22 protein-coding genes are annotated in these 25187 nt (G+C 67.3%); 5 read left to right on the forward strand and 17 right to left on the reverse strand.

The window, feature by feature from the left end; all coding sequences use genetic code 11:
* Window positions 1-41: 41 nt before the first annotated feature.
* Window positions 42-1688, forward strand: coding sequence for an adenylate/guanylate cyclase domain-containing protein (locus G6N27_RS14105; protein WP_163781788.1), 1647 nt, complete (start codon window positions 42-44; stop codon window positions 1686-1688).
* 18 nt (window positions 1689-1706) lie between these two features.
* On the opposite strand, the gene G6N27_RS14110 is transcribed toward G6N27_RS14105, so the two are convergent.
* From G6N27_RS14110 to G6N27_RS14125, 4 genes are all read right to left on the reverse strand, one after another.
* The gene (locus G6N27_RS14110) at window positions 1707-2120 is read right to left on the reverse strand and encodes a hypothetical protein (protein ID WP_163776894.1); all 414 of its coding nucleotides are present in this window, start codon (window positions 2118-2120) and stop codon (window positions 1707-1709) included.
* Between the two features lie 153 nt (window positions 2121-2273).
* Window positions 2274-5081, reverse strand: a complete 2808-nt coding sequence (gene topA, locus G6N27_RS14115; protein WP_163776895.1) for a type I DNA topoisomerase — start codon at window positions 5079-5081, stop codon at window positions 2274-2276.
* 155 nt (window positions 5082-5236) lie between these two features.
* The gene (locus G6N27_RS14120) at window positions 5237-5815 is read right to left on the reverse strand and encodes a hypothetical protein (RefSeq protein ID WP_163776896.1); all 579 of its coding nucleotides are present in this window, start codon (window positions 5813-5815) and stop codon (window positions 5237-5239) included.
* A gap of 205 nt (window positions 5816-6020) precedes the next feature.
* Window positions 6021-6224: a cold-shock protein gene (locus tag G6N27_RS14125; RefSeq protein WP_003925183.1), complete on the reverse strand. Its 204-nt coding sequence runs from the start codon at window positions 6222-6224 to the stop codon at window positions 6021-6023.
* Between the two features lie 336 nt (window positions 6225-6560).
* Here G6N27_RS14125 and G6N27_RS14130 point away from each other — a divergent pair, with 336 nt between their 5' ends.
* Both G6N27_RS14130 and G6N27_RS14135 read left to right on the forward strand, forming a co-directional pair.
* Window positions 6561-8897 carry a DEAD/DEAH box helicase gene (locus G6N27_RS14130; RefSeq protein ID WP_163776897.1) on the forward strand — a complete coding sequence of 779 codons (2337 nt, stop codon included), beginning with the start codon at window positions 6561-6563 and terminating at the stop codon, window positions 8895-8897.
* Between the two features lie 122 nt (window positions 8898-9019).
* The gene (locus tag G6N27_RS14135; RefSeq protein ID WP_163776898.1) at window positions 9020-10039 is read left to right on the forward strand and encodes a PAS domain-containing protein; all 1020 of its coding nucleotides are present in this window, start codon (window positions 9020-9022) and stop codon (window positions 10037-10039) included.
* Here the strand turns inward: G6N27_RS14135 and G6N27_RS25295 are convergent.
* The 7 genes from G6N27_RS25295 to ssd all read right to left on the reverse strand — a co-directional run bounded on the left by G6N27_RS25295 (window position 10036) and on the right by ssd (window position 14659).
* A complete protein-coding gene (locus G6N27_RS25295) occupies window positions 10036-10344 on the reverse strand; it encodes an Rv3654c family TadE-like protein (RefSeq protein ID WP_232064577.1) in 309 nt (102 codons plus the stop codon). The two genes, G6N27_RS14135 and G6N27_RS25295, sit on opposite strands and share 4 nt — an antisense overlap.
* A 16-nt stretch (window positions 10345-10360) precedes the next feature.
* Window positions 10361-10663 carry a TadE family type IV pilus minor pilin gene (locus G6N27_RS25300; protein ID WP_232064578.1) on the reverse strand — a complete coding sequence of 101 codons (303 nt, stop codon included), beginning with the start codon at window positions 10661-10663 and terminating at the stop codon, window positions 10361-10363.
* A 23-nt stretch (window positions 10664-10686) separates the two neighbouring features.
* Window positions 10687-10893: a DUF4244 domain-containing protein gene (locus G6N27_RS14145; protein WP_163776900.1), complete on the reverse strand. Its 207-nt coding sequence runs from the start codon at window positions 10891-10893 to the stop codon at window positions 10687-10689.
* A 12-nt stretch (window positions 10894-10905) separates the two neighbouring features.
* On the reverse strand, window positions 10906-11439 hold the full coding sequence (locus G6N27_RS14150) for a type II secretion system F family protein (RefSeq protein ID WP_163781789.1): 534 nt from the start codon (window positions 11437-11439) through the stop codon (window positions 10906-10908).
* A 180-nt stretch (window positions 11440-11619) separates the two neighbouring features.
* Window positions 11620-12414 carry a type II secretion system F family protein gene (locus G6N27_RS14155; protein WP_163776901.1) on the reverse strand — a complete coding sequence of 265 codons (795 nt, stop codon included), beginning with the start codon at window positions 12412-12414 and terminating at the stop codon, window positions 11620-11622.
* A complete protein-coding gene (locus tag G6N27_RS14160; protein WP_163776902.1) occupies window positions 12411-13574 on the reverse strand; it encodes a TadA family conjugal transfer-associated ATPase in 1164 nt (387 codons plus the stop codon). Before G6N27_RS14160 ends, G6N27_RS14155 begins: the two co-directional genes overlap by 4 nt.
* On the reverse strand, window positions 13571-14659 hold the full coding sequence (gene ssd, locus G6N27_RS14165) for a septum site-determining protein Ssd (protein WP_163776903.1): 1089 nt from the start codon (window positions 14657-14659) through the stop codon (window positions 13571-13573). Before ssd ends, G6N27_RS14160 begins: the two co-directional genes overlap by 4 nt.
* A 381-nt stretch (window positions 14660-15040) precedes the next feature.
* Here ssd and G6N27_RS14170 point away from each other — a divergent pair, with 381 nt between their 5' ends.
* Window positions 15041-15889 (forward strand): HAD-IB family hydrolase, encoded by an 849-nt coding sequence (locus tag G6N27_RS14170; RefSeq protein ID WP_163776904.1) that lies wholly within the window; start codon window positions 15041-15043, stop codon window positions 15887-15889.
* Between the two features lie 447 nt (window positions 15890-16336).
* Here G6N27_RS14170 and G6N27_RS14175 read toward each other — a convergent pair whose 3' ends face one another.
* From G6N27_RS14175 to G6N27_RS14195, 5 genes are read right to left on the reverse strand one after another with little or no spacing between them, the layout of a single operon-like run.
* Window positions 16337-17089, reverse strand: coding sequence for an oxidoreductase (locus tag G6N27_RS14175; protein ID WP_163776905.1), 753 nt, complete (start codon window positions 17087-17089; stop codon window positions 16337-16339).
* Window positions 17086-18738, reverse strand: coding sequence for a dipeptide ABC transporter ATP-binding protein (locus G6N27_RS14180; RefSeq protein ID WP_163776906.1), 1653 nt, complete (start codon window positions 18736-18738; stop codon window positions 17086-17088). The genes G6N27_RS14175 and G6N27_RS14180 overlap by 4 nt, the downstream gene beginning before the upstream one ends.
* A complete protein-coding gene (locus G6N27_RS14185; RefSeq protein ID WP_163776907.1) occupies window positions 18735-19589 on the reverse strand; it encodes an ABC transporter permease in 855 nt (284 codons plus the stop codon). The genes G6N27_RS14180 and G6N27_RS14185 overlap by 4 nt, the downstream gene beginning before the upstream one ends.
* On the reverse strand, window positions 19582-20508 hold the full coding sequence (locus tag G6N27_RS14190) for an ABC transporter permease (protein ID WP_163776908.1): 927 nt from the start codon (window positions 20506-20508) through the stop codon (window positions 19582-19584). Before G6N27_RS14190 ends, G6N27_RS14185 begins: the two co-directional genes overlap by 8 nt.
* A 1-nt stretch (window position 20509) precedes the next feature.
* Entirely contained in the window at window positions 20510-22120 is a 1611-nt protein-coding gene (locus tag G6N27_RS14195) for a peptide ABC transporter substrate-binding protein (protein ID WP_179963289.1), read from the reverse strand.
* Window positions 22121-22215: 95 nt separating this feature from the next.
* Between G6N27_RS14195 and acs the strand changes: the two genes are divergently transcribed.
* The gene (gene acs, locus G6N27_RS14200; protein ID WP_163776909.1) at window positions 22216-24174 is read left to right on the forward strand and encodes an acetate--CoA ligase; all 1959 of its coding nucleotides are present in this window, start codon (window positions 22216-22218) and stop codon (window positions 24172-24174) included.
* A gap of 174 nt (window positions 24175-24348) precedes the next feature.
* Here acs and G6N27_RS14205 read toward each other — a convergent pair whose 3' ends face one another.
* Window positions 24349-25008 carry a S1 family peptidase gene (locus G6N27_RS14205; RefSeq protein WP_163781793.1) on the reverse strand — a complete coding sequence of 220 codons (660 nt, stop codon included), beginning with the start codon at window positions 25006-25008 and terminating at the stop codon, window positions 24349-24351.
* Between the last annotated feature and the right edge of the window lie 179 nt (window positions 25009-25187).

Raw genomic sequence — 25187 nt, forward strand, 5'->3', positions numbered from 1 at the left:
AACAGTAGTGCTCACGGCGGACACTCCGACACCGTCAGCGGCTGACGATCGAACGTTTTGGCTACTTTTTGGTCGCCGCCGACCGATACGGTGGGCAGGTGAGCACCGCGGCGGGCCTACCCGGACGGATCAGTGGATTCGTCCAATGGTTCGTGCGCACACCGTGGCCGGTTTTCACGCTGAGCCAATTGCAGGCCGACATCATCGGCGCGCTGCTGGTCCTGGGCTTCCTGCGGTACGGGCTGCCGCCCGAAGACCGCATCGAACTGCAGAAGCTGCCGACCCTCAACCTGGCCACCTTCGCCGGGTCGATCGTCCTGCTTTTCCTCATCGGTACCGCGATCAGCGCACGTCTGCTGGTACCGGTGTTCCGGTGGCAGCGGCGCGACGGTCTGCTCACCGACACCGACCCCACCGCCACCGCACTGGCCCGCAGCCGGGCGCTGCGCACGCCTTTCTACCGCACCGTCATCAACCTGGCGTCCTGGTGCATCGGCGGCACGATCTTCATCGTCGCCAGCTGGCCGGTGGCCAAACACGCCGCGCCGGTGGTGGCCGTCGCGACCGCGCTGGGTGCGACCGCGACCGCGATCATCGGCTACCTGCAGTCCGAGCGGGTGCTGCGCCCGGTGGCGGTGGCCGCGCTGCGCGGCGGCCTGCCGGAGAACATCCGGGCCTCCGGTGTGATCGGGCGGCAAATGCTGGCCTGGGCGTTGTCCACCGGCGTTCCGGTGCTGACGATCGTGCTGGCCGTGGTCGCCGACAAGGCTGAGTACCTGCACGGGCCACCGGAGAAGCTGCTGAACCCGATCCTGCTGCTGGCGCTGCTGGCCTTGGGCATCGGGCTGGCCAGCACGCTGCTGGTGGCCATGTCGATCGCCGACCCGCTGCGCCAGCTGCGCTGGGCGCTCGGCGAGGTGCAACGCGGTAACTACAACGCGCACATGCAGATCTACGACGCCAGCGAGTTGGGCCTGCTGCAGGCCGGCTTCAACGACATGGTCCGCGACCTGGCCGAGCGGCAACGGCTGCGCGACCTGTTCGGCCGCTATGTCGGCGAAGACGTGGCCCGTCGCGCGCTGGAGCGGGGCACCGAGCTGGGCGGCCAGGAGCGCGACGTTGCGGTGCTGTTCGTCGACCTGGTCGGCTCGACCAAGCTGGCGTCCACGAGACCGCCGGCTGAGGTGGTCAGCATGCTCAACGAGTTCTTCCGGGTGGTGGTCGACACCGTCGGCCGGCACGGCGGTTTCGTCAACAAGTTCCAGGGTGACGCCGCGCTGGCCATCTTCGGCGCTCCGATCGAGCATCCGGACGCCTCCGGTGGCGCCCTGGCCGCGGCCCGCGAGCTGCACGACGAGTTGCTGCCGGTGATCGGCTCGGCGGAGTTCGGCATCGGGGTGTCGTCCGGCCGCGCCATCGCCGGCCACATCGGCGCGCTGGCCCGCTTCGAGTACACCGTGATCGGCGACCCGGTCAACGAGGCCGCACGGCTGACCGAGCTGGCCAAACTGGAGGACGGCCACGTGCTGGCCTCGGCAGTCGCGGTCAGTGGCGCCCTGGATGCCGAAGCGCTGTGCTGGGATGTCGCCGAAGTGGTCGCCCTGCGTGGGCGTACCGCACCGACGCAGTTGGCCCGTCCGCTGAATCTGGCTGCGCCCGAAGAAGCGCCCCGCGAGATGAGCAGCTAGCCGGACCGAAGAGCTGAGTTAGCCGCCGGCAGGTGGCGGACCAGCCGGCGCCGGGGTAACAACGCCCGGCACCAGCGGCCCGAGATCGATGAACGCCTTGCCTTGCGGGTCGGTGACGCCGGCTGGGTCAGTGCCCAGATTCAGCAGCTCACTCAGACCCGGCACGATTGCCGGCGTATCTCCCTCGAAAACCCCCGTCTCGGATTCGGTGATGTTCTGCACCACCACCGGGCTTTCAGAACCGTTCATCACCTGCAGCAAGTCAGCCACCGACGGGCTGTTCGCATCGGGATTTTCGTGTGAATTACCCGAGAGCTGCACCGCGGGCACTTGGACATCGCTCAGCGGTGGCGCCGCAGGAGCCGCAATGATCACGCTGAGGCCAACAAGCGCAGCACCAGCGGTGATGCAGTGGCGGGCGGCGGATCGCATGGTTCTCCCGTATACCGATGTGGAGGGTCCACAAACGTGTAGCGATCACTGTACCTGAGAAGTCGCTGAGAATCACCCCCTTTTTAGCAAAAATCTCCGGGAAGTGATGCACAGGATCGGGGCAGTCGTGCCGACGGCCGTCAAAACGGCTCGCTAGCTGCGCTTAACGGCCTTCTTCGCCGCCTTCTTGGCGGGCGACTTACGCGCCGTCTTCTTGGCCGTTTTCTTGACCGGGCCGCGCGCGCGCCGGTCGGCCAGGAGTTCAGCGGCACGGTCATCGGTGATCGACAGAACGTCATCGCCCTTGCGAAGGCTGGCATTGGTCTCGCCGTCGGTGACGTAGGGACCGAATCGGCCGTCTTTGATCACCATCGGCTTGCCCGACGCCGGGTCGTTGCCGAGTTCGCGCAGTGGCGGTGCCGCGGCGGCCTGGCGGCCACGACGTTTCGGCTCGGCGTAGATCTTCAGCGCCTCGTCGAGGGTGATGTCGAACATCTGCTCCTCGGTGGCCAGCGAGCGAGAATCGGTGCCGCGCTTGAGATATGGGCCGTAGCGGCCGTTCTGCGCGGTGATCTCCTCGCCCGACTGCGGGTCCACGCCGACGACTCGCGGCAGCGACAGCAGTCTCAGCGCGTCCTCGAGCGTCACGGTCTGCAGATCCATGGTGCGTAGCAGTGAACCCGTGCGGGGCTTGGGTCCGGTCGGCTTCTTGCCCTTCTTGGCCGGCTGGCCCGCGGTGCCGTCGTCGTCGTCCTCGGATTTGGGCAGCACCTCGGTGACGTAGGGCCCGTAACGTCCGTCCTTGGCGACGATTTCATGGCCGGTGTCGGGGTCGACGCCGAGCGTGCGTCCCTCTTGCGGCGTCGAGAACAGTTCCTCGGCGACGTCGAGGGTCAGCTCGTCGGGGGTCAGCGAGTCGTGCAGATTGGCCCGTTGCGGTGTCGGCTCCCCGTCGTCGCCGACCACCATCCGCTCCAGGTACGGACCGTTCTTACCGACCCGAACATTGACAGCGCGGCCCTGTGCGTCGTCAAAAAGCTTGATGGAGTTGACTTCTCGGGCATCGATGCCCTCGAGGTTGACGCCGACGAGCTTCTTCAGCCCGCCGGACCGGGCGATCGAATCGGCCACGCCGTGGTCGCCGCCGAAGTAGAAGTTGTTGAGCCAGTTGGTCCGGTGCTCCTGGCCAGAAGCGATCGCGTCGAGCTCGTCTTCCATCGCAGCGGTGAACCCGTAGTCGACGAGCCTGCCGAAATGCTGTTCCAGCAAACCGGTTACGGCGAACGCAACCCAGGACGGGACCAGCGCGCTGCCCTTCTTGTGCACGTAGCCGCGGTCCTGGATGGTCTTGATTATCGACGAATACGTCGACGGTCGTCCGATACCGAGCTCTTCCAGAGCTTTGATCAGCGATGCCTCGGTGTAGCGGGCCGGTGGGTTGGTGGAGTGCCCGTCGGGGGTCAGCTTGGTGGCATCCACCCGCTGGCCTTGGGTCAGCTGCGGCAGCCGGCTCTCGGCGTCGTCGGCCTCGCCGCCGGCCAATTCGTCGACGGTCTCGACATAGGCCTTCAGGAACCCAGCGAACGTGATGGTGCGGCCGCTGGCCGAGAACTGGATTTGCCGACCGTCGGATTCGCCGTTGATCCGCAGACTCAGCGTGGTGCCGCGCGCGTCGGCCATCTGCGAGGCCACTGTGCGCTGCCAGATCAGCTCGTAGAGCCGGAATTCGTCGCCGTCGAGTTCGCGGTGCACCGCGTCGGGGGTCGCGAAGGTCTCGCCGGCGGGCCGGATCGCCTCGTGAGCCTCCTGCGCGTTCTTCACCTTGCGGGTGTACTGACGCGCCGACGGGTAGACGTACTCCTCGCCGTAGAGCTGGCGGGCCTGGGTCCGGGCCGCGTCGATCGCCGACTGCGAGAGCGTCGTCGAGTCGGTACGCATGTAGGTGATGTAGCCGTTCTCGTAGAGCCGCTGGGCGATGCTCATCGTGCGCTCGGCGGAGAACCGCAGCTTGCGGCCCGCCTCTTGCTGCAGCGTGGAGGTCATGAACGGCGGATACGGGCGACGGGTGTAGGGCTTCTCCTCCACCGACCCGACGGACAGCTGCGATCCCCGCAGACCGGTGGCCAGCGACACGGCGCTGGCCTCGTCGAGCACCGTCACCTCGTCGGGCTTGCGCACCGCACCGAGCGAATCGAAGTCGCGCCCGGTCGCCACCCGCAGGCCGTCGACCGAGGTCAGCCGGGCGGTGAAGGTCGGCGGCTGGGCCTTTGGGTCGGAGACGCTGGCGTCGAGCTCGGCCACGACGTCCCAGTAGGCGGCGCTGCGGAACGCCATCCGGTCGCGTTCGCGCTGGACGATGATGCGGGTGGCCACCGACTGCACGCGCCCCGCGGACAGCTTGGGCGCCACCTTCTTCCACAACACGGGGCTGACCTCGTAGCCGTACAGCCGGTCCAGGATGCGGCGGGTTTCCTGGGCGTCCACCAGGTCGTTGTCCAGGTCACGCGGGTTTTCGGCGGCTTCCAGGATCGCCGGCTCGGTGATCTCGTGGAACACCATCCGTTTGACCGGAATGCGCGGTTTGAGGGTCTCCAGCAGATGCCACGCGATCGCCTCGCCCTCGCGGTCACCGTCTGTGGCCAGATACAGCTCGTCGACATCTTTGAGCAGGCCCTTGAGTTCGCTGACGGTGCTCTTTTTGTCTGGGCTGATGATGTAGAGCGGCTCGAAGTCCTCGTCGACGTTGACCCCGAGCCGGGCCCACGGCTGCGACTTGTACTTCGCCGGGACGTCGGCCGCGGCGCGCGGCAAGTCGCGGATGTGTCCCCGGGAGGATTCGACGATGTAGTTCGAGCCGAGGTAGCCGGCTAGTTTGCGCGCTTTAGTGGGCGACTCGACGATGACGAGTCGCCGCGAGGCTCCATTGCCCCTGCTAGGGCCACCACGGTCGCCTTCAGCCACCTGTATTTACGCTCACTTTCACCTAATTTCATCGCCCGGGCCGGTCCCGCAGAGAGAAAGCTCTGGTGCTATCGGCCCATTAGACAACTGACAATGTGGCACCCGGGATGGGTCCACGCAAACCGACCCCCCGTTAACGGGCTGCCCAATTGCCGCTAAACGTGCGGCCAGTATGGCAACGCTTCGACCGTGTCGGGCGGTTCCCCGACATTCTCTACCAGGCGCGACAGCCTTCGCCGGCCGCTGATTCGCAGCGCGGGCCGGGCGCCACGGGTGCCGATCAGGGTCGGCGCGATCCCGATTCGCATCAACGCCGATGCCAGCGGCGAATGGGTATCGGGCGCGTGCGGATCGAGTCCTAATAAATAGCGGTCGGCTTCCGGGCTGCCCGCGGCAAGCACCCAGGCGCGCAATTCCCGCGATCCGGGCAACCACAGCGGTGGCACGGTCTTCACCGCGCCGCGGGTCCATTCGACGGCGATCGGGCGCAACCTGTTGTCGACCGCAGTCCGCACCAGCGGAGTCTTCTCGTCGGTTTCGGTGATCTCGGCCGTCAGACCGGCTTCTTCGATCATCTGGCCCAACGCGACAGCACGCCAGGTCTGATCCACGACCACGGAGAGCCGCGCGCCGCTGCCCACCGTCACGATCTGGCCTGCGGCCGCCAGCACCCCGGTGAGGTCGCTGACCGCAGGCGGCACCGACTCGGCCGAGAAGAAGGACAGCTGGCTCACGTCATCGACAGTAAGCGCCCGACGGGCGACGCACGCTACGGCGTGCGGAACGCAGGGCGCTTTTCGCCTGAACGACGATGCAGAGCGCAGCGATGAGGTGGGGCACCTCCCGCTTGCGGGGGAGAGTCAGGCCATCAGAAGAGCGAAAACCCCCCGAACGAACCCGATTACTCCGGATCGTGGGGGGGTTGTCGTCGAAGACTGGTCAGATGGAGCGGACGCCGGTGGCCTGAGGACCCTTGGGGCTCTGGCCGACCTCGAACTCAACCCGCTGGTTCTCCTCAAGGGTGCGGAAGCCGCTTCCCTGGATCTCCGTGTAGTGGACGAACACGTCGGCCGAACCGTCTTCCGGGGCGATGAAGCCGAACCCCTTCTCCGCGTTGAACCACTTCACAGTTCCCTGTGGCATTTCTTGATGTTTCCTTTACTACTCGGGTGCGGAGCATCACCTCGATGCTCTGGGCCCGTTCCGACCGCTAGACCTTGCTGAGTCGCCGGAACTTCACCCGACCTACATCCTCGCAGGAACCGCGGCCGCAACGTCGATCCTGCGAATGTGAAACACGAACACAGAAGCTGCGACCGCAAACAGTCAACCATGTTCATCGCCTCAGCGACAGCCTCAGGTGCTCGATTGAGCTACCACGAGGTAAACAATTGCTATGCGACGCCGAAATGCCTGGCCGCAACCCCGCTGCCGGTCGCGATTTTCGGCGATTGATTCCGTTCAGGAGGGCCTTGAACCATGGTGACGTTCGGCAGCGAGTTGCTCGCCGCCGCGGTCGCCGGCACCGACGCGGGAGAGCAGCCGCTACGCCATGTCGCCGAGTTGCCGGCGCGGCATGGCCGCCAACGCCCTTGGCCGACTTGGGTCGAGCCCGACGTGCTCCGCGCGTTCACCGACCGCGGTGTCAATTCGCCGTGGCTACATCAGGTTGCCGCCGCGGACCTGGCCCACGCCGGTCGCCATGTCGTCATCAGCACCGGCACGGCATCCGGGAAATCGCTGGTCTACCAACTGCCTATCCTCAATGCACTGGCCACCGAGCCACGGGCCCGGGCGCTGTACATCTCGCCGACCAAAGCGCTCGGCCACGACCAGTTGCGCGCCGCCCATGCTCTGACCGCGGCGATCCCGCGACTCAATGACGTTGCGCCAACGGCTTATGACGGCGACAGTCCAACCGAAGTACGACGATTCGCCCGCGAGCGTTCCCGCTGGCTGTTCTCCAACCCGGACATGGTCCACCTGGCGCTGCTGCGCAATCACGCCCGGTGGGCGGTGTTCCTGCGCGGTCTGCGTTTCGTGGTGGTCGACGAATGCCATTACTACCGAGGGGTTTTCGGGTCGAACGTGGCAATGGTGCTGCGCCGCCTGCTGCGGCTGTGTGCACGTTACTCCGCCGACCCGAGCCGTACTCCCACTGTCATTTTCGCCAGCGCGACAACGTCGGAGCCCGGGGCGACCGCGACCGAGTTGATCGGCCAGCCGGTCGAAGAGGTCACCGAAGACGGTTCACCGCAGGGCGCCCGGACGGTCGCGCTGTGGGAGCCCGCCCTGCGCACCGACCTGGTCGGCGAAAACGGCGCCCCGGTAAGACGATCCGCGGGAAGCGAATCGGCGCGAGTGATGGCCGATCTGATCGCCGAAGGGGCCCGCACGCTGACGTTTGTCCGATCGCGGCGCGGTGCCGAGCTGACCGCGCTGGCGGCCCGTGCGCGGCTGGAAGACATCGCGCCGGAGTTGGTCGAGAAGGTGGCGTCGTATCGGGCGGGCTATCTGCCCGAGGATCGCAACGAGCTCGAACGCGCGCTGCTCGATGGCCGGTTGCGAGGTCTGGCCACCACCAACGCACTCGAACTCGGCATCGACATCGCCGGGTTGGATGCGGTGGTGATGGCCGGTTTTCCGGGCACGGTCACATCGTTTTGGCAGCAGGCCGGACGATCCGGACGGCGCGGCCAGGGCGCGCTGGTGCTGCTGGTCGCCCGGGACGACCCACTGGACACCTACCTGGTGCACAACCCGGCTGCGCTGCTGGACAAGCCGATCGAGCGGGTCGTCATCGACCCGACCAACCCCTATATCCTTGGTCCGCAATTACTCTGCGCAGCAACGGAATTCCCATTGGACGACGTCGAGGTGCGGACCTTGGGCGCCGAAGTTGTCGCCCAACAGTTGGTCGACGACGGGCTGCTGCGGCGGCGATCCGGCAAGTACTATCCGGCGCCGGGCGTGGATCCACATCCGGCAGTGGACATCCGGGGGTCGACCGGCAATCAGATCGTGATCGTGGAGACTGACACCGGGCGGCTACTGGGAACTGCCGATACCGGTCGGGCCGCGGCGTCGGTGCATCCCGGCGCGGTGTATTTGCATCAGGGTGAGAGTTATCTCGTCGACTCGCTGGACTTCGACGAGGGAATGGCTTTCGTTCACGGTGAAGACCCCGGATACGCCACATTCGCGCGCGAGCTCACCGACATCGAGGTGACCGGGACCGGCGAACGCAGTACCTTCGGGTCCGTGACGCTGGGCCTGGTCCCGGTCCGCGTGACCAATCGCATCGTCGGCTATCTGCGGCGCAGGCTGACCGGTGAAGTGATCGACTTCGTCGAGCTGGATATGCCACCGCACATGCTGGAAACCACCGCGGTCATGTACACCATCACGCCAGAAGCATTGTATGGCAACGGAATCGATCCGATCCGCATCCCCGGCTCGCTGCACGCCGCAGAGCACGCCGCCATCGGACTGCTTCCGCTGGTGGCCAGTTGCGATCGCGGGGACATCGGCGGGTTGTCCACCGCGGTCGGTCCTGAATCCGACGGATTGCCAAGCGTGTTCGTCTACGACGGCTATCCGGGCGGCGCGGGCTTCGCCGAACAAGGGTTCCGCCGGGCGAGCACCTGGCTGGGCGCCACCGCCGCTGCGATCGAGGCTTGCGAGTGCCCCTCGGGATGCCCGTCCTGTGTGCAATCACCGAAATGCGGCAACGGCAACGACCCACTGGACAAGGCAGGAGCGGTCCAGGTCTTAGATGCGGTGCTGTCGGCGCTCGCGCAGAATCTTCAGTCGTAGCGATGACGACGTTCACCGACCGGCAGCAAACTATTCACCGAAGACCCGACGCGTCGAAATGCGCGCTAATTCGCCCATGCGGCAACGGGTTATCCACCGCCTGGCCGCTAAGGTAGTGAGCTATGACCACCGACTGGTTGCTGGTCGAAACACTCGGCAGGGAACCCGCCGTCGTCGCACTCGGTCGCCAGTTGCAGAACCTCGTTCCGATAACGGCGTTTTTGCGGCGTAAGGGCGGCCGCGCCGCGATCCAGTCGGCAATCGCCGAGTCGTTGCACACCAGCCAGAGCCTGGTCAGCCTGACACCCAAGAAAGACCGGGTGATCCACACCGAGCCGGTGGTGATGTCGGACGGCCGGGTGCACGGTGTGCACGTCTGGAGTGGACCCGCAGGAGACGAGCCGCCGGAACGGCCGATTCCGGGCCCGCTGAAATGGGATATGACCCTCGGCGTGGCCACCGATACCCCGGAGTCGCTGGCCAATGCCGGCCGAAACGTCGAGGCTGAGGACTCCGAAGAACGGGCGCTAGCGGAATGCTGGCCGTCCGGTGAGCTCAAGCCGAATGAGGGCAGAGCGCTCGGGGCGGCGGTCAGGTCCGAACCGGGGCACACCGTGTGCGACACCTGGGACGGCGTCGACTGGCAGGGCCGCTACATCCGAGTGAGCTTCGTCGCGCGCAACGGTCTGGAGGCGGGCGCGGACGGGCGCGATCATCTGGTTGCGCGTGGAATGAATTGGCGGGCCGAGGAGGCCGAGCGGCCGCAGCCGTCCGATCGGCTCGCTCAGCAGATCCTGCGGGGGTTGGCCCAGCCCGGAGTACATCGGGCGTTGTTTGATCCGCACACGTGGACGCTGCTGAAGTGGCTCGACGAGCCGTGCCCGTTCTACGACTGGCGTCGCATCGCGGCAGACAGCCCAAAGCTGCACCCCAGCGACGAGGCCAAGATGGCCACGATGCAGGCCGAATTCGCCCACGGCACCACCTGGGGGGTGCTGCGGATGCCCGGCTGCGACGGCGGCTGGGTCCCGGTGCACGTGACCGTCAACCGGGTCGAAATCGGTGACGACACGTTCGCCGGGCTGGCCTCGCTGCGGCAGCCGACCGCGGCCGAGGTCGCCGACGCCGCTCTGACCGACTAGGCCGGCCCGGCACGCGCGGCCGCCCGCGCGCTGCCCCACCTGCTGACCGCCAAGCGGACCTCGACGCTGACGATCACGTCCAAGTCGTCCACGTCGCAGTCGGTGGTGCTCACCCGCATTTCGCGGGCCACCGCCTTCGCCTGCTCGCAGGCTGCCTCGGCTCCGGACACCAGCCCCGTCGCGGCGGCCACCGCGGCCAAGTCGGCCGCGGCCTGAGCCTGGTGCCGGGCCACCACCGCGGCTCCGAGGTAGCCGGCGCCGCCGGTCACGGCCAGCAGTGCCGCGACCATCGCGGCGGCGACCACCGTGGCCGACCCTTGCTCACCGCGTCGGCTCGACCATCGACGCGCCAGTCGCGGCGATGTGCAGCAGCGGAAGCAGCCTCGACCGGGCGGTGACGGTCGCGACGACGAAATCGCCGTCGCGACGCAACTCGACGGCGGCGCCGTCGGGTGCCACGCCGCGGGCGGCGGCGAGCGCCGAGCGCTCGTCACCGCGCGCAGCCAACCGGGCAGCCTCGCGGGCGGCATCGATGCAGCGAACCTGCATCGATGCCGCAGTAACGCCGGCCAGGCACAGCACCAACACCGCGACCAGGGTGGCCACCCCCAGCGCCGCCTCCACCGTCGCTGCGCCGGCATCGTCGGCTAGGCCTTGGTGTTCAGCGCGCGGGCAATGATATTGGTCAGCGCCGTGACGACGGAATCGCCGGTCACCACGGTGTACAGGATCGCGGCGAACGCCGCCGCCGCGATGGTCCCGATGGCATATTCGACCGTCGACATCCCCGACTCGTCGGCGGCCAGCAACGCCGCACGCGCTTCGAGTACACGAAACATGGTGACTAACTTCATAGTTCTTCCCTTTCATAACAGACCGGACTGCATCAGGTCACCGGCCAGTCCAGCGACCACCGGGGCGACGCCAAGACAGACGAATGCCGGCAAAAAACAGAGACCGAGCGGACCGGCGATCAGGACCGCGGCGCGCTCGGCGGTCGCGGCGGCGGCGTGCACGGCGTCCTGCCGACACTGTGCGGCCAGCGCGGCGACTGCCTCGGCGAGCGCCACACCCGATGTCGACGACCGACGCGCCAGCCGCAACAACGCATCCGTCTGCGGGTCAAGCGAACTCGGCGGCAGGTCCGGCGGCGTCGACCAGGCGACGTCCGGGGCGGCACCCAACACCAGCAGGTCGGCGGCGCGACGCAGCACTCGCGCCAGCACCGGCGGGGCCGAGGGCGCCGTCGCCGCCGCTGCGGTCGAAACCGCCATGCCCGCCGCAAGGCAGACCGCCAGCACGTCCAGGCTCGACGCGACAGCCAGTGGATCCGGTCCGCGCACCGATGGCCGCCCTGCGCGTTTGGCGGGCATCGCTTTGGTAGCGCGCGCCCGCACCATCGACGGTGCCGGTCCGCACAACAGCGCACCCGCGAGCAGCAAAGTCGGAATCAACGGCGCCGCTCCTCCTCATCGCTAAGCTCTGCATCGTCACCGGCGCAGATCATTCGCGCCGCTCTCCCCCGCGAGCGGGAGGTACCCCCACCTCATCGCCACGCCCTGCGTCGTCACCGGCGCAGATCACTGGGCCGCCCGATCGGTGATCCGGTCCGACCACAGCAGCCCGCTGCAGACCAGCGCCGTCCCGATGACCAACAGCCAGCCACCTGCGCGGCCGCCCAGCAGAAACGCCGCCGGGTGGGCGCCGATCAGCTCGCCCAACAACACCGACAGCACCGGCAGACTGGCCAGAATCGCGGCGGTCGCACGGGCACCGGCCATCGCAGACCGCACCTGGCCGCAGAAACGTTGTCGCTCAGCGATATCGCGCTGCGCCGCGCGCATCAACGTCGACATCGCCAGGCCGTGGTCGGCAGCCAGTTGCCAGCACACCGCGAGCCGATCCCATTGCGCCGGCAGCGCCGAGCCCTCAGCCGCGCCGCGCAAGCCCGCGCCGACGTCGGCCCCCAATCGTGCCCGCGCAGCCACCGCTCTGCATGATTCCGCGACTGCTCCGTGTGCCTCGTCCGCGGCAACCGCGAAGGCCTGCGCCGGATGCGCACCGACGCGCAATTCGCCCACCAACACCTCGATCGCGGTCTCCAGCTCGCGGCTCTCGTCGACCGCCCGAGTTCCGCGCCGGCGCTTGTGATAGCGAACTGAAACCGTCACGCCGAGCAACACGACCGCGAGAATCGTTGGCAGTGGCAGCAACACAGCGCCGAGCGGCACGGCGCACAGCGCTAATCCAATCGCAGCCTGTGGTGACATTCGGCGTGAACGCCGGTCGCCACGAGCAAGGCGGCGGTGCGGTGTCGCCGGAGCCATCAGCACCGCTGCCGACAGCGTCATCGCGGCGGCCACCGCTCCAGTCATGGCCGGGTCCGGTCCTGCAGCAGCCTGCGCAGTTCGGCGAGCTCGTCGGTCGGCCCGCGGTCGGCGTGCCACACGGTCGCCGCCCGCACCCGCCCTGCGCTCTGGCGAAGCATGGCGATCTCACTAAGACGCCGTCGTCCGCTCCGGTCGCGGGCGACATGCAGCAGCACTTGGACCGCTGCGGCCAATTGGCTATGCAGCGCATCACGATCGAGACCACCCAAAGCACCCAGCGCCTCAAGACGCGCCGGAACCTCGCCGGGATTGTTGGCGTGCACGGTCCCCGCACCGCCGTCATGGCCGGTGTTGAGCGCCGCAAGCAGGTCGACCACCTCGGCGCCACGAACCTCGCCGACGACGATGCGATCCGGCCGCATCCGCAAAGCTTGCCGAACCAGTTGTCGCACAGTCACTTCGCCGACCCCTTCGACGTTCGCGCAGCGCGCGACCAACTTGACCAAGTGCGGATGTGGGGGCGCCAACTCGGCGGCATCCTCGACGCAGATGATCCGCTCGTCGGGCGACACCGCGTTCAGCATCGCCGACAGCAGCGTGGTCTTGCCGGCGCCGGTGCCCCCCGACACCAGGAAAGCCAGCCTGGCGGTGATGATCTCGTCGATCAGTCCCGCAGCCGTCGGCGCAATGGCGCCGGCGGCGATCAGCGCGGACAGATCCTGGGTCGCCGGCCGCAATACCCGCAGCGACAGGCAGGTGCCGCCCATGGCGACCGGCGGCAGGACGGCGTGCAGTCGGACCGCGAAGCCGCCGACACCCAAGCCGGTCAGCTGGCCGTCGACCCATGGTTGCGCGTCATCGAGACGACGACCGGCGCTGAGGGCCAGTCGTTGTGCCAAGCGCCGGACGGCGGCTTCGTCGGCGAACTCGATGCGGCTGCGCCGCAGTCCGGTTCCATCGTCAACCCACACCGCGTCGGGCGCAGTGACCAGGACGTCCGTCGTCCCGTCCGCGCACAACAGCGGCTCGAGGATTCCCGCTCCGGTGAGCTCGGTCTGCAGTATCCGCAGATTGCTCAGCAGTTCGGTGTCGCCGAGCACCCCGCCGGATTCGGCTCTGATCGCATCGGCCACCACTTTGGGCCGCAGCGGGGCGGATTCCGACGCCAACCGCTCCCGCACCCGGTCGATAAGCGAATCGGTCATGCCGCAATGCCTTCGGGTCGGACCGCCGGATGCGCCGGCAGCACAGCCAGCACTCGACGAGCCGCCTTCGCCAGCGCCGACCGCCGCGGCAACCGCAGGCCGCCGACCTCGATCTGCTCGGCCAGTCGCGGGTGGGGCCTCATCGACGCCAGCAGCGGCACACCGGCGATCGCAGCCACCTCGTCGGCCCGCAAGCCACCCGGCGACGGCCCTCGCACAACCAGTCCCAGGTTGGGGTTGACGGCGGCAAGCACCGGGGCGATCGTCGCGGTCGCAGCGCAGGACCGCACATCGCACGGGCACACCACGACGACGAGATCGGCTGCTTCCAAGGCGATTTCGGTCGACCCCGTCAGCCGCCGAGGCAAATCGCACACCACGGTCACCCCACCCCGCCGACCTGCGTCGACGACGCTGTGCACCGCATGGCCGTCGTATTCGCAATCTTGCCGGGTGCCCGATAAGACGGTGACACCGCGATGTCGCGGCAACGCTTCGCGCACCGCCGACCAATTCAACCGACCGCCCTGCAGCGTCAGATCTGGCCAGCGCACACCGGGAGTCGTCTCGGCGCCGAGCAACAAATCGATCCCACCGCCCCAGGGATCGAGATCGAGCAGCATCGCATTGGCGGCGACGCTTGCCATTGCGACCGCGAACAAGGACGCACCCGCGCCGCCGCGCCCGCCGATAACGGCAACGACCGCACTGCGACTGCCGCCGTCGCGCACCGACTCACTTGCGTCTGCCAGCTCGCGGACCAGGTCCCGTTCTTGGGCAGGCATTCTCAGCACCTGCGTGGCGCCCACCTCGATGGCCGCCGCCCAGGTCACCGGTTCGGGTTCGTCGCCGCACACCACGATCACGTGCGCGCGGCGGGGCATCCCGGACTGCCCGCACTCGACGGCGGCGGCCTCGTCGAGCACGATTGCGGCAGCCGCCGACCATGCTTTTCTACTGGCTGGTAATACGTTGCTGGCGTGGACAACTCGCACGCCGACGGCTGCCGCGACGCGATCCAGATCGTCGCGCAGCGCGGGATCGCCGAGCACGGCCAGAATCCCGCGGGCGCTGGTGGTCGTCATCTGCCCACCGTGCCGCCACGGCAGCAGGCGCCGCCACTCACACTCACGAAATTTGTGGACAGGATCCGCGCTGTGGACAGATGGCCCGGCTAAGAATGAAACCCGACAAAAGGGACGACCCCCGCCAGGGGGGGAGGAGGCGAGGGTCGTCGTGTTTCAGCCCCGGGGGGTCGGGCTGATACACCCTCGGCTAAGCCGAGTGATTCTTACTATACACATGAGAGTGTGACGCGACGCAAGAGTTGCCGGGGATAAGTTAGCTTCACTTTTAAGTAGCTGAACCATCGGTCTCGTTGGCACCACGAACAACCGGACCACCTTTGACCGGCGCTTTTATTGACAGCATCGCGATTTGCCGAAGGCCCGCCCTATGCTGGAGCGGTGACCGTCAACGACTCGGCCGCTGACCAGCAAACCCCATCGACGCCCTCCGGTCCCAGTCCACGCACGGCAGCTTTTTTCGATCTCGACAAGACAATCATCGCCAAATCCAGCACGCTGGCGTTCAGCAAACCGTTTTTCGCGCAGGGACTGATCAACCGCCGAGCCGTCTTGAAGTCCAGCTACGCGCAGTTCCTTTTCCTGTTGTCGGGCGCCGACCACGACCAGATGGACCGGATGCGAGTCCACCTGACGAACATGTGCACCGGCTGGGACGTCGAGCAGATCAAGTCGATCGTCAACGAGACACTGCACGACATCGTCACGCCGCTGGTGTTTGCCGAGGCCGCCGACTTGATCGCCAGCCACAAGCTGTGCGGCCGTGATGTCGTGGTGGTGTCGGCATCTGGCGAGGAATTGGTGGCTCCCATCGCACGAGCGTTGGGAGCCACCCACGCGATGGCGACCCGCATGGTCGTCGAGGACGGGAAGTACACCGGCGAGATCGGCTTCTACTGCTACGGCGAAGGCAAGGTCCAGGCGATCCGCGAGCTCGCCGCCCGCGAGGGCTACCCCCTTGAACATTGCTACGCCTACTCCGACTCGATCACCGACATGCCGATGCTCGAAGTCGTCGGCCACCCGAGCGTGGTCAACCCGGACCGCGCCCTGCGCAGGGAAGCGGCTTCCCGAGGATGGCCGGTGCTGGCGTTCTCCCGACCGGTTTCATTGCGGGACCGCATCCCGGCGCCCTCGGGTGCCGCACTCGCCACGACCGCCGCGGTCGGCATCAGCGCGCTGGCCGCCGGGGCGTTGACGTATTCGTTGCTGCGCCGGCTCGCGCTGTAGTCCTCAGCAAACTTTCGACATCACGGGTCGGCAACACTTCGGCGATTTGACGACAATTGACCCTTGATGTGACGCGGGTCACGTAGTACAAAGGACTCACGGAAGTCCGGTACGGCCAAGATCGATCCGGAAGAGAAGGGTCGACCTCCCAAGCTGGACGACCGAGCACGGTTCCCGGCACCCACGCGGAGTCATAGCCGCGATAATGGCAGAAGTGTTGCGGGCCTGCGTAATTGCGAAGAGCGGACGGAATCGACGGCCCTTTGGGTGGGGCTGCAACCGGAAGCGTCGCAAGATCGCCGAGGCCATCCCACGCGACCCACAGATGCACGCTTGGTAACCGAGATCCGTGCTAGCGGGCGGCGATCCGAAAGCTTTCGGTAGCCGCCCGCTTTTATGCGTCTGGACCAAGATCCGAGCCGCCAGCGCGCGGGCTCCCGGCAAAACCTATTGCGTGAGGGAGTCGGCGATCGTCAACGCTTCCTGCGCGCCGGTCCGCAGCGCCCGGCAGGACAACACCAACCATTTGGCGATGCCGGCGGGTGTCCCGTCGGCGAAACCGCGCGCGGCCTCGCGGTAGTCGGCGGCGCGACGCATCCAGGCCACCTCCGGCACACCCAGTCCGTGCGGGTCGAGCCCGGTCGCGATGGTCACCAACCGCGATACCGCGCGCGCGACGACACCGTCCGCGGTGCCGAACGGGGCGAGGGTCAACAACTCCCCGTGCGCGACCGCGGCGATGATCGGGGCAGGCGCTGCGGTCCCGCCGGTCACGATTCCGGCGAGCAGCTCCAATCGCGGCCCGACGTCGGCGTCCGTGCGCGGCCTGCCCAGTCTGCTTTCGTCGACCCGGTCGGCGGCGGCCAGCATGTGCAGTCGCGCCAATGCCTGCAGCGGCGCGCGCTGCCACACCCCCACCAGGTTGGTCTCGCCGCCCTCCAGCGCCTGCGCCACGCGCAGCGCTCCGGCGAAGACCGGGTCGCCGATCGCCGAGACGTCGATCTGATCGTCGAGCTTCCGCCCGCCGCCGTCGAGCACCGCCGAGGCGCGCGCCGACCGCAGAGCCGCCTCAGCGGCGGTCACCGGCCAACGCCGCAGGTTGGAGCGGTGCCGATGCGCACGCCCCAGCGCCTCGCGGGCCTGGTCGCTGGCGGCGGCGACGCCGGGGAGCTCCATCAGCGGAGCCAGCGGGTCAGTCATCGGCTGCCAGAGTAGCCAGCGCCGGTGCCCGGGATCGCGGCCAGTAGCTGCCGGGTGTAGTCGTGACTCGGGCGAGTGAACACGTCTTTGGTCGCACCACGCTCGACGACCCGCCCCGCATGCATCACCAGCACCTCATCGGCGATCTGCCGGATCACCGCGAGGTCGTGGCTGATGAACAGATACGTCAGACCGAGTTCGGCCTGCAGCTCGGCGAGTAGATCCAGGATCTGCGCCTGCACGACGACGTCGAGCGCCGACACGGCCTCGTCACAGACCACGACCTCGGGTCGCAGCGCCAGCGCCCGGGCGATCGCGACTCGCTGGCGTTGACCCCCGGAGAGTTCTCGCGGGCGGCGGGCGAGCAACGACGACGGCAGCGCGACCTGGTCTGCGAGTTCGTGCACCGACTTCCGACGCTTACGACGATCGCCGACCCGGTGAATCCGCAGCGGCTCCTCGATTGTGCGAAACACCGAGTACGTGGGATCCAAGCTGCCGTAGGGATTCTGGAACACCGGCTGGATCCGTCGGCGAAATGCCAACGCCTCGTCGCGGCCCGCGCTATCGGAGACCTCTTTCCCATCGAAAACGACCGTGCCCGAAGTGGGTTGGAGCAGACCGAGAATCATTCGAGCCAATGTGGACTTCCCTGAACCGGATTCACCCGCAATGGCCAGCGTGGTTGCCCGGCGCAGCCGAAACGACACCTTGTCGACGGCACGCACGTCCACTTTGCGCCACGGCGCACCCCGCGAGGGACGGTAGACCTTGGTCAAGTCGGACACCACGATCACGTCCTGCGCCAAGTCACGTCCGGCGCGCACACCCGCCGCACGCCTGATCCGTCTCCGCGCACGGGTAGCGGTGGTGATGTCTCGCATCGACGGCGCCGCTGCCACTAGCCGTTGCGTGTAAGGATGCTGTGGATCACGCAAAACGAGTTGTGCGGCACCGGTTTCCACGACTGAGCCTTGATGCATGACGATCAGCTGCTCGGCCCGTTCGGCAGCAAGCGCAAGATCGTGGGTGATCAACAGCACCGCGGTTCCCAGATCGCCGGTGAGCCGCTGAAGGTGATCGAGCACCTGGCGCTGCACGGTAACGTCCAGCGCCGACGTCGGCTCATCGGCGATCAGCAGCTGGGGCCGGCCGGCCAGCCCGATCGCGATCAGTGCGCGCTGGCACATCCCGCCCGACAACTGGTGGGGGTACTGCATGGCCCGCAACTCCGGATCGGGCATCTCCGCGTCGGCCAGCAGCTGCACCGCCCGACGGTCGACATTGTTGGCGCGCAACGCCTCTCGCACCTGGAAGCCCACCCGCCACACGGGGTTGAGGTTGGTCATCGGGTCCTGCGGGACGTAGCCGATACCCGACCCGCGGACCGAGCGCAGCCGACGACGGTCGGCGGTGGTCAGGTCGATGCCGTCGAACATGATGCGACCCGCGGTGATTCGCCCTCCGGGTGGCAGCAGCCCCAGGATCGCCGCGGCCGTGGTCGACTTCCCCGAGCCCGATTCGCCGACGATCGCCACCGTTTGGCCGGCGCGCACAGCGACGTCGACCTGCCGGACCGCCGGGGCGTCGTCACCGAAGCGAACGTCGAGGCCGGTGACGCTGAGCAGCGGCAAGTCGGTCGAGTTCATCGGCGCCGCGATGTCGGGTCCAGCGCATCGCGCAAGACGTCACCCATGATCATGAACGCCAGCACCGTGATCGCCAGCGCGCCCGCGGGATAGAACAGGATCGGTGAGCCTGCGCGCAACCGGATCTGGTCGACGTTGATGTCTCCGCCCCACGACACCACCGACGGCGGCAGCCCGACCCCGAGGTAGGACAGGGTGGCCTCGGTGACGATGAACAATCCGAGCGCGATGGTGGACACCGCGATCACCGGTCCGACGGCGTTGGGCACCACATGTCGGACCAGCGTCCCAAACCTGCTCATCCCCAGAGCTTTCGCAGCCAGCACATAGTCGCTGTCGCGTACCGTCAGGACGGCGCCCCTCGCGATCCGGGCCACCTGGGGCCAGCCGAACAGCGACAGGATCGCGATGACCGTCCACACCGTGCGGTGGTGCATCACCTGCATCAGCACGATCGCGGCCAGCAGCAGGGGTATTGCGAAGAACACGTCGGCGATGCGGGACACCACCGCATCGAGCCAGCCGCCGTAGAAGCCGGCCAGCGCACCGAGTGCGCCGCCGACGACGAACACCACCAGCGTGGCGCCCAGGCCGACGGTGACCGAGGCGCGGGCGCCGTAGACGGTGCGGGCATAGATGTCATGGCCTTGCAGATCGGTCCCGAACCAATGGGCAGCCGACGGCGCCAGCAGGCTCTGGTTCGGATCGGCGTAGCCGGGGTCGGCGGTGGTGAACAACGCCGGAAACGCGGCGACGACCACGACGAAACCGATCAGCACCGCGGCGATGACGAACTGCGGACGGCGGCGCAACCCTCGCCAGAATCCGCCTCCGGCAAGCACTTCAGCCATAACGAATCCTCGGATCCAGGGCGGCGTACAGCAGATCCACGGCCAGATTCGTGACCAGGTAGACGACGACGAGCACCGTCACGATCGACACCACGGTCGGTGCTTCCTGTCGCGTGACGGCTTGATAGAGCACGCCACCGACGCCGTGGATATTGAAGATCCCTTCGGTGACGATCGCTCCGCCCATCAGTGCGCCGAGATCCGCGCCCAAGAATGTCACGACCGGGATCAGCGAGTTGCGCAGGATATGCACCGTCACCACCCGGGGCCGCGACAGACCCTTGGCGATGGCGGTCCGCACATAGTCGGCGTGCGCATTGTCGGCCACCGCGGAGCGGGTCAGCCGCACCACGTAGGCGAACGACACTGCGCCCAAAACGATTCCGGGCAACAACAGCCGGGAGAATGTCGGCTGATCACCCACGGTGACCGCCGCCAGGCCAAGACGCACCCCGAACACGAACTGCGCAAGGAAGCCCAACACGAAGATCGGGACCGCGATGATGATCAGGCTGACGATCAGCACGGCGCCGTCGAAAACGCCGCCCTGGCGCAATCCGGCGATCACCCCGAATCCGACGCCGAACAACGCCTCTACCGCCAGCGCGATCAACGCCAACCGGAATGTGACCGGAAATGCCTGAGCCAGAACGGTACTGACGGGAAGCCCGGAGTAGGCATGACCGAGGTCGCCGTGCACGATGCCGCCGAGGTAGTGCAGGTACTGCAGCCAGAACGGGTCATTCAGGTGATACTGCGCGCGCAGCTGCGCGGCCACCGCCGGGCTCAGTGGACGATCGCCGCCCAACGCCGCGATCGGGTCGCCGGGCAACAGGAAGACCATGCCGTAGATCAGCAGCGTCGCCCCTAGGAACACCGGAAGCATGGCCGCGACGCGACGGGCGATGTACCACCCCATGTCAGGCCTTCACGATGTGTTCGTAGTCGGGCAGTCCGTTCCAGGTCAGCCTGACCTGGCCGACCGCCGGCGAGTGACCGGCCACCGCTACGGTGTACCACAGCGGGACAACAGGCATGTCCGCCAACAAGATTCGCTGGGCCCCGTTTGCCAGCGCATACGATTGCGGCAGGTCAGCCGCAGCTTCGGCCTCCCCGATCGCGGCGTCGAACCGAGGATTGGAGTAGCCGACGTCGTTGGCGCTCGCCCCGGTGGCGAACAGCGGCTCCAAGAATTCGAGCATCGACGGGAAGTCGCCCTGCCACCCGGCGCGGAACGCGGTGCTGATCGTGTGGGTGGTGATCTGGGTCCGGAAGCCGGCGAAGGTCGGCTGAGGCGCACCCAAGGCGTCGACGCCGAGAGTGTTCTTGATGCTGTTCGCCACCGCGTCGACCCATTCCTGATGCGACCCGTCGGTGTTGTAGGCAATCGCGTAGCGGCCAGTCCATTTCGAGATGGCGTCGGCCTGCGCCCACAGTCGCCGCGCGCGGTCCGGGTCGAAGTTCAGCGCGCTGTTGCCGTCGATGTCGGGGTCGTACCCGGGCAACGAGCTGGCGGTGAAATCGCGGGCCGGTGCGCGTGCGCCGGAGAAGATCTTCTGGCAGATCTGGGACCGGTTGATCGCAGCGGACAACGCCAACCGGCGCAGTCGGCCCTCCTCGCCGCCGAAGTGCGGCAAGCGCATCGGCGTATCCAGTGTCAGGTTCACGGCGGCGGGCGCGGAGACGGCACGATCGCCGAGGTCTCTGCGGTAGACGGTGAGCACACTGGGCGGAATCGTGTCCAGCACATCGAGATTGCTCGACAGCAGGTCGGCGTAGGCGGTGTCCAGGTTGGCGTAGAAAACGAATCGCAGACCCTTGTTCTGCGACGTCCGGTTGCCGTGGTAGCCGGGATTGGTCACCAGGTCGAGTTTCACGTTGTGCTGCCAGGCAGGTATGCGGCGCTCATCGGCGAGCTGGTACGGGCCGTTGCCGACCGGGTGCTGGCCGAACCTTGCCATGTCCATGTACGCGGACTCCGGCAGCGGGTAGAACGGCGAAAAGCCAAGCCGCAGCTTGAAATCGATGGTCGGACCCTTGAGCCGCACGGTGAATTCCCGCTCGTTGACCACCTGCAGCCCGGACATCGTCGTCGTTGTCGGCTTGGCGGCCGCCACCTCGTCGAAGCCGGCGATCGGGCTGAAAAAGCTCTGCTGGAGTTGCGCATTGGTGGACAGCGCGCCGAAATTCCACGCATCGACGAACGAGTGTGCGGTCACCGGTGAGCCGTCACTGAACGTCCAGCCGGATTTCAGCGTGATCCGGTAGTTGACGTCGTCGGCAGTCTCGATCGACTCGGCGACCTCGGGCGACGGCGAGCCGTTGGCGTCGTAGGACATCAGACCGGCGAACAGTCGGTCGACGATCCGGCCGCCGTTGGAATCGTTGGTGTTCGTCGGGATCAGCGGGTTCTGCGGCTCACCGGCGTTGACGATCACCACGTCGGTGCGAACGTCGCCAGCTCCGCAGCCGACCAGCGGTGCCACGGCGAGCAGAGCCACAGCCACCGCCGCGATGCGCAACCGCTGCAAGCCGTCCTCCTCCGGTCACCAACACGATCACCTAATCCCGTCGCGACTGTATTGCCTACAGCAACCCGAAAAATTAACCCAGCCTGGTTACGCTCTTGCGCGTGACCGAGACGCACGCGCCGTTGTCTTATCCGCCGTCCGCAGAATTCACTGCGCAAGCCAATGCCGCCGAAGGGTTATACCGAGACGCCGAGCAAGACCGGTTGGCGTTCTGGGCCGAGCAGGCCAACCGACTGTCCTGGGCGACCCCGTTCTCCCAGGTACTGGACTGGTCTGAGGCACCATTCGCCAAATGGTTCGCCGACGGCAAACTCAACGTCGCCTACAACTGCGTGGACCGTCACGTCGAAGCCGGCAACGGCGATCGCGTGGCGATCTACTGGGAGGGCGAGCAGATCGGCGATTCCCGCAGCCTCACCTACCGCGACCTGCAGGACGAGGTAGGTAAAGCCGCCAACGCGCTGACCGGTCTGGGGTTGGTCGCCGGTGATCGCGTCGCGATCTATCTGCCGATGATCCCGGAAGCCATCGTCGCGATGCTGGCCTGCGCACGGCTGGGGCTGATGCACAGCGTGGTGTTCGCCGGCTACACCGCCAATGCGTTGCGCGCGCGGATCGACGACGCCGAAGCCAAGCTGGTGATCACCGCCGACGGGCAGTTCCGGCGCGGCAAGCCGGCACCGCTGAAGAACGCGGTCGACGACGCGGTCGCCAGCGCCGATACCGTCGAGCACGTCCTGGTGGTCCGCCGCACCGGCATCGAGGTCGACTGGAAACAGGGCCGAGACGTCTGGTGGCACGACGTCGTCGATTCGGCGTCGCCCGAGCACGACCCCGAGGCGTTCGACGCCGAGCATCCGCTGTTCCTGCTGTACACCTCGGGCACCACCGGTAAGCCCAAGGGCATCGTGCACACCAGCGGCGGTTACCTCACCCAGGCCTCGTACACCCACCACAACATCTTCGACATCAAGCCAGAGACCGACGTGTTCTGGTGCACCGCCGACATCGGCTGGGTCACCGGGCACACGTACGGCGTCTACGGTCCGCTGTCCAACGGCGTGACGGAGATCTTCTTCGAGGGCACCCCGGACACACCCAGCCAGCACCGTCATTTCCAGATCATCGAAAAGTACGGCGCGACAATCTATTACACGGCGCCGACGATGGTCCGGACGTTCATGAAGTGGGGCCGTGAGTTCCCGGACGCGCACGACCTGTCGAGCCTGCGATTGCTGGGCACGGTCGGCGAGCCGATCAACCCCGAAGCCTGGCGGTGGTACCGCACGGTCATCGGCGGCGACAGCGCCCCGATCGTGGACACCTGGTGGCAGACCGAAACCGGCGCCGCGATGATCTCCCCGCTGCCCGGTGTCGCTGCGACCAAACCCGGTTCGGCGATGGCGGCGCTGCCAGGTATCTCGGCGAAGGTCGTCGACGACCACGGCGACGAACTCGCTCCCCCGTCCACCGACGAGGGCGAGCACGCCGCCGGATACCTCGTGCTGGATCAGCCCTGGCCGTCGATGCTGCGCGGCATCTGGGGCGATCCGGACCGCTTCCGTGAGACCTACTGGTCGAGGTACGCCGAGCACGGCTACTACTTCGCCGGCGACAGCGCGCGCTACGACTCCGACGGCGCCATCTGGGTGATGGGTCGCATCGACGACGTGATGAACGTGTCGGGGCACCGCATCTCCACGGCGGAGGTGGAGTCGGCGCTTGTCGGGCATGCCGGGGTGGCCGAGGCTGCGGTGGTGGGCGCCACCGACGACACCACCGGGCAGGCGATCTGCGCGTTCGTCGTGCTGACGGCCGACCACGCCGACACCGCGGGCGCAGAGATCATCGACGAGTTGCGCGCCGAGGTGGCCAAGGAGATCTCACCGATCGCCAGGCCGCGGGAACTGCACGTGGTGCCCGAGCTGCCCAAAACCCGCAGCGGCAAGATCATGCGCCGTCTGCTGCGCGACATCGTCGAGAAGCGCGAGCTCGGCGACACCTCGACGCTGCTCGACCCGGGCGTTTTCGACGCGATCCGGGCCGCCAAGTGACGATGCAGAGCGCGGAGCGCGATGAGGAGGAACTTGGCAATCAGTACCCGCCAAGTGACGATGCAGAGCGCGGAGCGCGATGAGGAGGAACTTGGCAATCAGTACCCGCCAAGTGACGATGCAGAGCGCGGAGCGCGATGAGGAGGAACTTGGCAATCAGTAGAAGCCAAGTAGTCAGGCGGGTACGGGCACGAACCCGGCGCCCATGCGGCCTTTGCTCTGCAAGTCGGCCAGGATCGCGTTGAACGACTGCACCACCGCCGGCGTGTGCAGCGGGATGTACTTGGTGACGCAGATCGGCAGGTTCTCGCTGAACGCGCCGTGGATCATCCCCACCAGCCGATTGTCGACGGTGACCGGGCCGCCCGAGTCCCCCGGCTGCCCGCACACCTGCATCAGGATGGTGCCCGGGTCCTGACCCGGACCCCACGTGACGCCGCACGAGTTGCCGGTGGTGCGGCCCTGTTTGCAGGCGACCTGACCGAACGCCGGATCGGGCCCGATGCCGGTGATCACGAAGCCGGCGACATTGGCGACGGGCGCCACCTTGGCCCGATCGAATTGGATGACGGCGTAGTCGAGGCCGTCGTTGCCCGACACCATGGTGCCCAGGACCCCGCGCTCTTTGGCCGCCTCGGCCGCCACCTGGGCCCCCGGGCCGCCGCAGTGCGCCGAGGTGAAGCCGATCAACTCGCCTTTGGGGTCGGTGCCGATGGTGGTCAGCGTGCACAGGGAGTCGCCGTTGACGACGATGCCGGAGCCGCCGCCGAGCGGGACCCGGTCGTCGGCGCTCGCGGGCGCAGCGGACAGGCCCGCCGAAACCACCGTGACCATGGCCGCCGAGACGCACCGGAGCCAGCGGTTCAAGGTCGGCAACGCGATACCCCCGTCGGCAGATGGTCACACACCAAAATGGCGGCGCCAGTCTAGCCTGACCAGCGCCCAATGGGGCCGATCCTCAAACGAGGTCGTCGGTGTCGAGTTGGCCTCGTCTGGCATCGGACTGCATGGCA

This window comes from Mycobacterium cookii (assembly GCF_010727945.1).
In the GTDB taxonomy this organism is placed as follows: Bacteria; Actinomycetota; Actinomycetes; order Mycobacteriales; family Mycobacteriaceae; genus Mycobacterium; species Mycobacterium cookii.